The organism is Polynucleobacter kasalickyi (genome assembly GCF_900176405.1).
In the GTDB taxonomy this organism is placed as follows: domain Bacteria; phylum Pseudomonadota; class Gammaproteobacteria; order Burkholderiales; family Burkholderiaceae; genus Polynucleobacter; species Polynucleobacter kasalickyi.
Genome location: NZ_FWXJ01000014.1, coordinates 57207 through 67699, shown reverse-complemented (window position 1 = coordinate 67699; position 10493 = coordinate 57207). Strand labels below are relative to the sequence as shown.

Sequence of the window (10493 nt, the reverse complement as noted above, 5' to 3'; positions counted from 1 at the left end):
GGCTACTTTGACTTGGCGGTCTAGAAGCTTTAGATACTAAATCATCCTTAGCCTCCTCTCATTGTTCAAAGTTGCACTTCGTATTAGAATTCACCTTTGTAATTAAATATAAAAATGACGGAGACTCTTTCATGAAACTCATTTCATGGTTATTCCTGCTATGCCTAAGTATTTTCACGTCCCTCACTGTTGCCCAGTCCTATCCCAATAAACCGATTAAATTAATCGTCCCGTTTGCTCCAGGTGGTCCCATTGATCAAACCGCTCGGATCGTTTCCCAAAAAATGAGTGATCTGTGGGGGCAGACTGTGATTGTCGAAAACAAAACAGGAGCGAACGGTGTCATTTCTGCGGAGTACGCGATGAGCCTTCCAGCCGATGGCTATTCTCTCCTCTTCTCAGTCATTCATCATACGGTTTTACCCAGTCTTAAAAATAATCTCAGTTACAACATTGAAAAAGATTTTCTACCGGTGACTTCAGTCGCGGTCTATCCCATTATTTTGGTCGTCAATAACAACTTTCCCGCCAAGAATATTCCTGAACTCATTAAATACGCCAAAGAAAATCCGGGCAAACTCACTTTTGGTCACTCTGGGTATGGTGGCGGCACCTATCTAGCTGGTGAGCTATTCAAAATGCAAGCGAAAGTGGATATCCGCGATATTCCCTACAAAGGCAGTGCACCAGCGATGGCCGATTTATTGGGCGCACACGTTGATATGATGTTTAGTGACGCACCAACTTCCATGCAACACATTTTGGCGAATAAATTAAAACCATTAGCCATCTCTAGTTCATCCCGTTTAGCGCTTTTACCGAATTTACCTAATTTCACAGAAGTCGGCTTGCCGAACTACAACGCTTATTCTTGGGGCGGCATCTCTGTCAAAGCGGGCACACCGAGTGACATTGTCCAAAAATTAAATACAGATATCGTGAAGATTCTGAATGATCCACAGGTCAAAGAGCAATTTGCCAAAATTGGCGCAGAACCACAACCGAGTAATACCCAGCAATATGGTGCATTTATTCATGCGGAAATTGCCAAATGGGCGGACATGGTCAAACAAGGTCAAATTAAAATAGATTAAGGATTTCTTTTGAAAAATCGTATCGGCATTATTGGTGCAGGGATTGGTGGTTTAACACTGGCAGCCCTTCTCCAAAAAAGAGGCTTTGACGTCGCTGTTTTTGAACAAGCCAGCAAATTTGCACGCGTTGGTGCTGGTATTCAGCAAAGTGCGAATGCTGTCAAAGTACTAAGAGATATTGGTTTAGAGGATCACTTACGAAATACAGCATTTTGTCCACAAACTTGGAATAACCGAGAATGGGATACAGGAGTGATGAAGCATGAACTCACCCTCGGCGCGGCATATGAAGAAAAGTATGGTGCACCCTATTTTTTATTACATCGAGGCGATTTACATGCCGCCATCGCCTCAAAAGTCGATCCCCAATCGATTCATTTACAAAAGAAACTCAAGCATTACAGCAACCAGGGTGATCAGGTCCACTTGAGTTTTGAGGATGGGACGACCGAGGTCGTAGATGCTTTAATTGGCGCGGACGGGATCCATTCTAAAATTCGTGAACAAATGCTCGGGGCAGATCAACCCCGTTTCACAGGAAGAGTGGCGTATCGCACGACCTTTCCGGCATCACTCATGAATGGCTATACCATTGATGACTGCACGAAATGGTGGGGGATTGATCGGCATATTGTGATCTATTACGTCACGCCGCAAAAAGATGAAATCTATTTTGTGACGAGCGTACCTGAGCCAGAATGGAATAATGAATCGTGGTCAGCTAAAGGTGATCTGGGTGAGCTTCGTAGGGCTTTTAGTGGTTTTCATGAACAAGTCCAACGCGTCTTAGCCGCTTGCCCTGATGTGCATAAATGGTCTTTATATGAACGTGACCCACTCCCTACTTGGTGTGATCAACGCGTTGTCTTATTGGGCGACTCCTGTCACCCGATGGTGCCCTATATGGCCCAAGGTGCAGCGATGGCCATTGAAGACGCGGCTGTGCTGACTCGCGTCCTTGAGCAAGAACCCGAGATTCCATTAGCGTTTCAACAGTTTGAGGCCTTGCGTAAGGAGAGAACCTCCAAAGTACAACTCACGTCCCATAAAAATCAATGGATGAGTCAACGGACTGATTCGGATTGGGTCTATGGTTATGATGCTTGGGCAGTCGAAGCCTAAAGATCCGAACTTGACTGCCTCGATTAATGTCCCTTTAGTAAAAAGTCACCTAAGAACTGCTAGATCTTTTTTCTATTGGGACCTCATTATTGCTTGGTATATTGCCAGATAACCATGCATCAAAATCATAACCAAGGTCTTCTACGACTTCTGAAAATTTTTTGAGGTAAAGATCCGGCACAATACCACACTGTTTTGCGATCCGATCAACATCTTGCAGCGTATCACTGAGCAACTCATCGGATATCAGCACCACCTCCCAAGCAAATAAAGTAACCCCTGTATCCCCCGCCTGTTCATGCACAATCACATTGCCATATTCACTTACAATCAGTACCGCTTTACCCAAATTTTCTGTATTGCCATGGGCATTAACGATCACGGCAACATCACCAACTTCACAATTTCTCATTTTTTTCTCCTCTTTAGCTGATTCGCAACCTGCAGGCTCAGCAATTCGGACTAACTCCGCCCTTCCAACATGTATTACAAACTATCTAAAAACGCATCAAAAATTTCAAGCCACTTTGATTCAAATACTTCGGCATCTAACTCTGTTATATCTTGCGCCAGTTCACTTGCTTCTGGTTCGGTGATATCAATATTCATTGTTTGGTAAAACACCGTATATCTATCAGGTAATTTCCAAACTTGAAAACGACCACCCACATACACCACTTCCACTGGGGTCGTGGTGCCATCCTGCACGATTCGTGCCATATTACTCTCCTCAATTGTTAAAGAAAAAATGGGCATAAAAAAAGCCCTCAGAAAGAGAGCTTGGCCGTTTGGTTACCGAAGGTCACATCCGCTTTTGCGTAACCACCTTGCCCGGTTTAGGCAGGTTGGTGAGGCTTTCGCCACTCTCTTAATGATGGGTTTATTCTACAGAGAAATAGTCAAAGTTTCAAGAAAAATCTTGCTAATGATTGAAAAAAAGACCTCATTTATTGAGCTAATTTGGAACGATGATGGGTATTTAAAAATCAAGGAATCACCTGCCATTCAAGAGCTCAATGAATAACAAATTAGGGTATCAACTAATTTTAAGTAGGCTTCAAAAGGAGTACCATTAGCCCAATAACTTTTTAAGAAGAGACATATGAATAAATCCCCCCGACACCTTGGTGTAATTGTTGCATTTTTACTCAGTACTATTTCATTTACTTCTAACGCTCAAACGAATGTTTCGGCGGATTTTGCGATTAAAGGTGTCGTCTCTTCGAGTAAAGAGGGACTCATGGAAGGGGTGGTCATTAGTGCGAAAAAGAAAAACTCTACGATCACGATTTCTGTCGTCAGTCATGCCAAAGGCGACTTTGCCTTTCCACGCTCAAAGATTTCTGCTGGTGATTATGAATTAACCATTAAAGCGACGGGTTATGAATTACCCAGTCCCATACAAATTAATGTAAGTGATAAAACAACAGCCGTTAAAGAGATTACTTTACAAACAGTCAAAGATATTTCAACCCAACTAAGCAATGCCGAGTGGATGGCAAGTATGCCGGGTTCTGAGCGTGAGAAAAAAGCTTTACTCACCTGTGTGACTTGCCATACCTTACAACGTGTCGTGAACTCCAAATACAGTTCAGAAGAGTTCTTAAAAATCGTTTTACCCCGGATGCAAGCTTACGTAAATCAAAGTATGCCTGGCCTACCGCAAATGCGTAAAGGTGCTCGAGTCATGGAAGAGCAAGGCGAAGACCGTGTGCGTATTTATAAAGATATGGGCGACTTTTTAGCCAGTATCAATCTGAATAATCGCCAAACTTGGAACTACGAACTCAAAACCTTCCCACGATTAAAAGGTGCCTCGACGAACGTGATTTATACCGAGTTCCAATTACCAAGGCCGCTCATTCAACCGCATGACGTGATTTTGGATAAAACAGGTACCGTTTGGTATTCCAACTTTGGTGAGCAACAAATTGCCAAAATGGATCCAGTGACAGGTCAAATCAAAGAATACGAAGTTGGAATTTCTAAAAAAGACTTTCCCAAAGGGATCTTAGCGATTCGTAATGATCGTGATGGTAAGTTATGGCTTGGTAATATGTACCAAGCATCGATTGCACAGTTCGATCAACAAACTGAAAAATTTCGCTATTTCACACCGCCACCAGAAGATAACCTACCTTCCACTCAACTCAATCAGGTAGATGCCTGGAATAAAGATGTCGATGGCAAAGTATGGGCCCAAAACAGTGGCTTTGCGGGAGTTCATCGTTTTGATCTCAAGACCGGTGCCATTGAGACTTGGGCCCCATTTAAAGGCTCGAAACTCCAACACAATATTTATGATGTGATTAGTGATTCGCAAAACAATTGCTTCTTTACCGATTTCCGTCAACAAGAAATTGGGCGAATTGATGCTAAAACGGGTAAGGTTACCTTTTACAGCTTCCCCACCAAAGAAGCATCTCCACGCAGAGGTTCGATGGATCCGCAGGATCGTTTATGGGTAGGGCAGTTCCGCGGCCACAAGATTGGTATGTTAGATACTAAGACTGGTGAAATGAAGGAATGGTTAGTTCCAACCCCGTATTCAGCACCCTACGATGTTACTTTAGATAAAGACCAATTTGCTTGGACAGGTTCTATGACAACGGATCGTGTGGCCAGATTAAATACTAAAAACGATCAGTTCATCGAATATGAATTACCAAGACCGACGAACATTCGTCGGGTGTTTGCAGATAACACGCAAACTAAACCAGTTTTGTGGATTGGTAATAATCACGGTGCATCGATTGTTAAATTAGAAACATTGGATTAATAGGAAATGCAGAAATGGATCCTAATAAGGATCCATTTTTTTATTCGAAAAAATCACAAACAGTTCAAAATACTCAATAAAAGCTATGTGGAACTTGTTTAAGAGCTACTTAAAACGAGTTCCGTTTTGTAATTGAATCGATTCGGCGGATAAATAGAGACAGTCACAACAAACACTTGATCAAGCTCATCAAAGTAATACCTGGTGATCTGAAAGCCAATCGAGTTCTTTTCTAATCCTAAACTCTCTGCTGCCGAGTTTGGGATAGTTAAGGCACTCATCTCCTGTTGGACACGAATAGTTTGGATTCCAAACTCTTTTTCAATCATCGAGTAAATCGGAACTTTTTCTTTACCTAATTTTTTAATGATGTTCTTGAATTTAGGTTTAATATAAATGTGCTTCCAAGCAATGGGAGTAACTCTATCGATTGCCCGAGTCGCCTCGATCACAATCCACTCATCATTGTTTTGACTATTGGGAATATTCGCAAGCGCTTCCCCAGCAAATATTTTCCCTTTATTCACAATCTTCAATTGACTGTTTTCTACAAATTCCCATAAATCAGGAATAGCGTCCATTTTCATTTGGTAGTGATTTTTTCGCTCCTTGGACAATACGGTAATACCGAAGCCTTGACGACTTTCGATTAAACCCATCTCCCGCAGCAACTTCATCGACTCCCTTAAGGTATATCGACTGACATTAAATTTTTTACATAGTTCTGGTTCGGTCGGCAACAAAGAATCAATCGGAAAATAATCGCTTTGAATCAATTCAATGATGGATTCTGCCAAGAGGATATAGCGGGGTTTTTGAAATTGGTTAATCATCAGCAAGGACTTCGAAGTTACTCTTTTTCAATTTTAGCAATTTGAATGATTTCTTGATATTTCTTCTGCTCTAAACTTAAAAATTGTCCAAAAACATCTGCCTTACTGGCATAGGCTTGCTCTCCATGTTTGGCGAGCGTAGTTTGAACCTCTTCTCGAGCGAGTATTTTTTTGATGGCTTCATTCAACACTTGCACAATGGAAGCAGGAAGTTGACTTGGGCCAACGAGGCCATACCAACCTGAGAGTTCAAAGCCAGGCACGCCTGACTCTCTAAGCGCAGGGGTATTCGGTAATGCGGGGCTTCGTCCCTCTGTTGAGATGCCTAGAGCACGCACTTTATCACTTTGAATATATGGTAAGGCAGTAGATTGACTAGCAAAATAGACATCCACATCGCCTCGCATCACATCTAACAGAGCCGGACCACCACCTTTATAGGGTACATGCACTAACTCAACCCCACCCTTAGCGCCTAGCAATGCGCCGGCTAGATGGGGAGCGCTACCAATACCTGAGGAGGCATAGGTCATTTTATTGGGCTGCTTACTAGCCATTGCCAATAGGTCCTGTACTGATTTAATCGGAGAGTCTTTATTCGTGACCAGTACGTAAGCTGATTTCGTGAGTTGCGTAATGGGCGTAAAACTTTTCACTGGATCAAAGCGTAACTTGCTATAAATTGAACTACTAATAACGTGCGCAGCAGAAACTAAGAGTAAGGTATAACCATCAGGTTTCGAATTGGCAACATATTCCGCCCCAATTGTCGTACCAGCACCAGCTCTATTTTCAACAATGACCGTTTGCTTTAGTTCCACTGACAGAGACTGCGCAATAATGCGTCCTAAGTTATCGTTTGCACCCCCTGGTGCAAACGGAATGACCAGCGTAATTTGTTTTTCTGGATAAGCCGCTTGAACCGATTGAATGGTTAAAAAGACGACTGCACACGTAAGCCAATAACGAGGTTCTAATAAGAACTTAAGAGATTTCATATTTTTTTGCCATGGTGCGTCGTGTATTAAAAAATAGTGAGCGCATTTTGGCGGTCCATGGCGTTTTTCTAGCAATCAGTCCTTCTGGAGATTCAAAGGCATTCGGATCATCCAAGCTATATGCCGTCAAATACCTTGGGCTTTGACCTGTACAGATGAATCTTCTTGCTCGGTTCACACCTGGAACCGTTACTAAACGTGGTAAATGTTCTTCATCATTCCAATGATTGTATTCATCAACGATATCATCCGGAATATCCGTATGAACGATATAGAGCCACGGTGAACTTTTATGGGCATCACCAACGTCACACTTTAATTCCGCCGTAAAACTAGCTTCAATTTCTCCTACCTTTGATGCCAAAGGATTCGGTTGAACTAGAGACTCGCGCCAACTGATGAAGTTGGTTGGGATATCTTTATGTTGAAAAAAAGTGGATCCCTCTAAATTGCCATAATGATCCATCATGAACTGAGCAATCTTCTCACTCGCCTGAGAAGTAGACGGCTCTGAAAACTCCCACCAATTCGCTTGTATGAACATGGGAATTCCTTAAAAAGGAACAGTGCCACGCACCGTGGTACGGTACATTAATCGACGCAGTGGCAAGCGATAATCAAAGGTAGCTTTATGCTGAGCAGCACAGTTATCCCACATCAATAAATCACCGACACCCCAGCTATGTTTAAATCTAAACTCTTCTTGCACGATATGTTGATAGAGTTCCTCAAGTATTTCTTTACTTTCAGCTGCGGATACACCAACGATGTGGGAAGTATGGGCCTCATTCACAAACAGACCTTTTCTACCAGTCACCGGATGCGTTCTAACAATCGGTGAAGCAACATCTGGCACCGTTTTTAATTGCTCTTCGGATAACTCTTTCTCTTCAATGACTCTGCCACCAGCTAATGCTTCTTCTTTTTGGGCTTGACGATTTTTATTACGATAAAAAGCATAGCTATGCACCGATTGAAGATTTTCTAGACGTTTTTTCATGGTCTCAGACAAGGCGTCATAAGCCGCTGTCGTACTTGCGTATTGCGTATCACCAAGGACCACACCATCTTCACGCACTGGAATCTCTACTGAATAAAGGGCGGAAAGCATACTTGGATGCTCTTTGTAAGATAAGTCACTATGCCAAAAACGACCTGCATCAATCGCACCAATTGGCTTCCCATCAGCGCCTTCAATATTGGATAAAACAAAAATTTCATCAAAGCCACCATGGCGGCTCTCTTTTCTGACGTGGGCCTCTAAGATACCAAAGCGTTTTGTGAAATCAATGTGCTGTTGGGGTGTGATGTTTTGATTCTTCAGCACCACCACTTCATTTTCGAAGAAAGCCTTTGAAAAAGCTTGGAAAGTTTCTTCATCAATTGGCTTTGATAAATCCAAACCGATAATTTCAGCGCCTAAATGACGGCCCAATTTTTTCACTTCAAACATATTTGCCTCTTTTATAAAATTCATTCGAATGTTCGAATCTTAAAGACAGATGATGGTGAAGTCAATATGTTTTAACTTAGTACAAACACTTACTTTTTTAGGTGTTCTATTTCTTGGGTAAGGTTATTATCAATTCGGAATAATTCTTTAAAGATTTTATTTAATATAGTAAGTTAATAAAAATCAAAGGTAAATATCATGAATAGAAAGCTTCAAGCTAGATCAGTCTTATCTTCGTCTGAATCTGAGCGTCTAGAAAGAATCGCCGTAATTGAAGCGAAAGCAGAAAAGGTATTCGGCACACCAGAAAAATCAAAAAGCTGGATGCTAAAAAACCACATGACACTCGGCAAAACCCCGCTCTCATTATTAGATACGGATATCGGGGCGAATGAGGTAAGACGAGTATTAAATGCCATTGCATATGGCGGCGCAGCTTAATGGTTTATGGCTCATCGCTAAAAAGAAATATGCCTTAGGTCGCATTGGTGTTGGTGCAATGAAAACTGGTGGGCGCTGGAATTCTATCAACATTCCTATCATCTACACGGGTATGAGTGTTGAGATAGCTGCTTTAGAAAAGCTGGTGCATATGTAAGATGAAATGCCAGATGACGTTGTGCTTACTAGCATCACTTTGCCGGACGATACGGACCTTTATTGGGAAGTACCTTTTAGAATTTACCTAAAGAATAGAACGACATTCCCAGTTTAAAAACTGCGCAACAGCTCAGAAATCATTTCAAGTTAAGGGGTACGTTTTTCAGAGGCAAGGTCATAGTTATAGCTATCAATCATAAGTCACATTCGCCGACTTAATCACTCTACCCCAACGATCTAAGTCTTGATTAATCTGAGCCTGCATTTGTGAGGGAGTTAAAGAAATCTGGTCGTACCCTTCTTTACGAATCGATTCTTGTACTGCGGTATCTTGCAGCACCACATTCAAAGCAGTAGTTAATTTATCAATAATCGGCTGCGGCATTTTTGCTGGACCAACTATCCCAAACCAGATGCTAGCATCAAAGTTTGGATAACCAGATTCAGCTAAAGTAGGCACATCTGGAAACATCGAGCTACGTTTCAAAGAAGTAACGGCGAGTGGCTTAATCCGGCCACTGAGTACGTGAGGTGCGGCAGCTCCTAAAGAAGAAAACAACAAAGGTACATGACCACCAATCAATTCAACAATAGCAGGAGCACCACCCTTATAAGGAACATGCGTCATTTTCACGCCACTGGCTAGTTGAAATTGTTCTGCCGCCAAATGACCTACTCCTCCGATACCAGAGGTCCCATAACTCCAAGGCTTCGATTTATCTTTCATGAGCTCTACAAGTGTTTTTAAATTCGTAGCAGGAGAATTTGCAGGGGTTACCATCAGTGTGCCACCAATACCAATCATCGAAATGGGTGAAAAATCGGTCATCGGGTTATACGATGTTTTTTTCATTTTTGGCACAATCGTCATTGGTCCTGAATCAGTTATATGCAAGGTATATCCATCTGCCGGCGCCTTAGAAAGAATATCAGCAGCAATCACGCCGCCAGCACCAGGGTGATATTCCATCACGACGGATTGACCAAGTATCTTCGACAAACGATCCGATACGGGTCTGATTAGGTTATCCGCTGCACCACCAGGTGCATAGCCCACAATCATCCGAATCGGCTTTTCGGGATACTCTGCAAAGGATAGAGTCGACGCTGTAGCAAGACTTACCCAACTCAAGACGATAAGTGATTTTTTTAGAGATTGGTTCAAAAGACTTGGCATCATTTCATTCCTTATTGTTGGGAAAATACAGCTTGGGGATCATCAATACCTTTTACTTCTAGGGCATTACCTGAGGGATCAAACACTAAAAAGACATCTTGTTCTCTAGGGGTATTGGTAAAGATAGTTTGGTGAGGCATGGCAAAGATTGCATCATTGGCAAGAAGGTTCTTGAGGATTGTGTTGTACTTCGTCTTATCTACAATCACGCCAAAATGTCTGAGAGGATATCGATTCGGTAAGGTACCAATGGAGACACTTTGATGTGCTGACTCTTCAGGTGATAACTGAGCAACTAAATGATGCGAAAAAAAATCAAAATCAATTCGATCAGCTGCAATCTTCGTCGCTCGACAGCCAAGTAACTCTTCATAGAAGAACAGCGTGTTTTCAATATGGTTGATGGGAATAGAGAGATGAAGCATCGTCATGATCGA

Annotated in this window: 13 protein-coding genes and 1 riboswitch; of the genes, 5 read left to right on the top strand and 8 right to left on the bottom strand. The window is 42.2% G+C overall.

Translation table 11 applies throughout. The features are described 5' to 3' along the window. The first annotated feature begins 131 nt into the window (after positions 1 to 131). Positions 132 to 1094, top strand: a complete 963-nt coding sequence (locus tag B8983_RS11885; protein WP_084285258.1) for a Bug family tripartite tricarboxylate transporter substrate binding protein — start codon at positions 132 to 134, stop codon at positions 1092 to 1094. Positions 1095 to 1103: 9 nt separating this feature from the next. Beyond that, entirely contained in the window at positions 1104 to 2216 is a 1113-nt protein-coding gene (locus B8983_RS11880; RefSeq protein WP_084285255.1) for an FAD-dependent monooxygenase, read from the top strand. A gap of 49 nt (positions 2217 to 2265) precedes the next feature. Here B8983_RS11880 and B8983_RS11875 read toward each other — a convergent pair whose 3' ends face one another. Both B8983_RS11875 and B8983_RS11870 read right to left on the bottom strand, forming a co-directional pair. Further along, entirely contained in the window at positions 2266 to 2628 is a 363-nt protein-coding gene (locus B8983_RS11875) for a hypothetical protein (protein WP_084285253.1), read from the bottom strand. Between the two features lie 74 nt (positions 2629 to 2702). Further along, a complete protein-coding gene (locus B8983_RS11870) occupies positions 2703 to 2936 on the bottom strand; it encodes a hypothetical protein (protein ID WP_084285252.1) in 234 nt (77 codons plus the stop codon). A gap of 58 nt (positions 2937 to 2994) precedes the next feature. Beyond that, positions 2995 to 3096, bottom strand: a riboswitch (SAM-I-IV-variant riboswitch). A gap of 222 nt (positions 3097 to 3318) precedes the next feature. Here B8983_RS11870 and B8983_RS11860 point away from each other — a divergent pair. Further along, a complete protein-coding gene (locus B8983_RS11860; protein ID WP_084285248.1) occupies positions 3319 to 4995 on the top strand; it encodes a virginiamycin B lyase family protein in 1677 nt (558 codons plus the stop codon). Between the two features lie 98 nt (positions 4996 to 5093). Here B8983_RS11860 and B8983_RS11855 read toward each other — a convergent pair whose 3' ends face one another. From B8983_RS11855 to B8983_RS11840, 4 genes are read right to left on the bottom strand one after another with little or no spacing between them, the layout of a single operon-like run. Further along, a complete protein-coding gene (locus B8983_RS11855) occupies positions 5094 to 5828 on the bottom strand; it encodes a GntR family transcriptional regulator (RefSeq protein ID WP_084285246.1) in 735 nt (244 codons plus the stop codon). 17 nt (positions 5829 to 5845) lie between these two features. After that, complete coding sequence (locus B8983_RS11850) at positions 5846 to 6826, bottom strand: tripartite tricarboxylate transporter substrate binding protein (RefSeq protein ID WP_084285244.1); 981 nt, start codon at positions 6824 to 6826, stop codon at positions 5846 to 5848. Continuing rightward, entirely contained in the window at positions 6813 to 7370 is a 558-nt protein-coding gene (locus tag B8983_RS11845) for a DUF4286 family protein (RefSeq protein ID WP_084285240.1), read from the bottom strand. The genes B8983_RS11850 and B8983_RS11845 overlap by 14 nt, the downstream gene beginning before the upstream one ends. Before the next feature lie 9 nt (positions 7371 to 7379). Continuing rightward, complete coding sequence (locus tag B8983_RS11840) at positions 7380 to 8279, bottom strand: TauD/TfdA dioxygenase family protein (RefSeq protein WP_159460899.1); 900 nt, start codon at positions 8277 to 8279, stop codon at positions 7380 to 7382. 198 nt (positions 8280 to 8477) lie between these two features. Between B8983_RS11840 and B8983_RS11835 the strand changes: the two genes are divergently transcribed. Next, positions 8478 to 8720 (top strand): MbcA/ParS/Xre antitoxin family protein, encoded by a 243-nt coding sequence (locus tag B8983_RS11835; RefSeq protein WP_084285232.1) that lies wholly within the window; start codon positions 8478 to 8480, stop codon positions 8718 to 8720. Next, on the top strand, positions 8692 to 8877 hold the full coding sequence (locus B8983_RS11830) for an RES family NAD+ phosphorylase (RefSeq protein ID WP_084285230.1): 186 nt from the start codon (positions 8692 to 8694) through the stop codon (positions 8875 to 8877). Before B8983_RS11835 ends, B8983_RS11830 begins: the two co-directional genes overlap by 29 nt. 192 nt (positions 8878 to 9069) lie before the next feature. On the opposite strand, the gene B8983_RS11825 is transcribed toward B8983_RS11830, so the two are convergent. After that, entirely contained in the window at positions 9070 to 10059 is a 990-nt protein-coding gene (locus B8983_RS11825; protein ID WP_084285228.1) for a Bug family tripartite tricarboxylate transporter substrate binding protein, read from the bottom strand. Positions 10060 to 10067: 8 nt separating this feature from the next. Continuing rightward, positions 10068 to 10487, bottom strand: coding sequence for a VOC family protein (locus B8983_RS11820; protein WP_084285227.1), 420 nt, complete (start codon positions 10485 to 10487; stop codon positions 10068 to 10070). Positions 10488 to 10493 lie beyond the last annotated feature (6 nt).

Coding starts and splice junctions, on each gene's coding strand:
- B8983_RS11885 (WP_084285258.1), top strand. CDS start 132: ATGAAACTCATTTCATGGTTATTCCTGCTATGCCTAAGTATTTTCACG.
- B8983_RS11875 (WP_084285253.1), bottom strand. CDS start 2,628: ATGAGAAATTGTGAAGTTGGTGATGTTGCCGTGATCGTTAATGCCCAT.
- B8983_RS11870 (WP_084285252.1), bottom strand. CDS start 2,936: ATGGCACGAATCGTGCAGGATGGCACCACGACCCCAGTGGAAGTGGTG.
- B8983_RS11860 (WP_084285248.1), top strand. CDS start 3,319: ATGAATAAATCCCCCCGACACCTTGGTGTAATTGTTGCATTTTTACTC.
- B8983_RS11855 (WP_084285246.1), bottom strand. CDS start 5,828: ATGATTAACCAATTTCAAAAACCCCGCTATATCCTCTTGGCAGAATCC.
- B8983_RS11850 (WP_084285244.1), bottom strand. CDS start 6,826: ATGAAATCTCTTAAGTTCTTATTAGAACCTCGTTATTGGCTTACGTGT.
- B8983_RS11845 (WP_084285240.1), bottom strand. CDS start 7,370: ATGTTCATACAAGCGAATTGGTGGGAGTTTTCAGAGCCGTCTACTTCT.
- B8983_RS11840 (WP_159460899.1), bottom strand. CDS start 8,279: ATGTTTGAAGTGAAAAAATTGGGCCGTCATTTAGGCGCTGAAATTATC.
- B8983_RS11835 (WP_084285232.1), top strand. CDS start 8,478: ATGAATAGAAAGCTTCAAGCTAGATCAGTCTTATCTTCGTCTGAATCT.
- B8983_RS11830 (WP_084285230.1), top strand. CDS start 8,692: ATGCCATTGCATATGGCGGCGCAGCTTAATGGTTTATGGCTCATCGCT.
- B8983_RS11825 (WP_084285228.1), bottom strand. CDS start 10,059: ATGATGCCAAGTCTTTTGAACCAATCTCTAAAAAAATCACTTATCGTC.
- B8983_RS11820 (WP_084285227.1), bottom strand. CDS start 10,487: ATGACGATGCTTCATCTCTCTATTCCCATCAACCATATTGAAAACACG.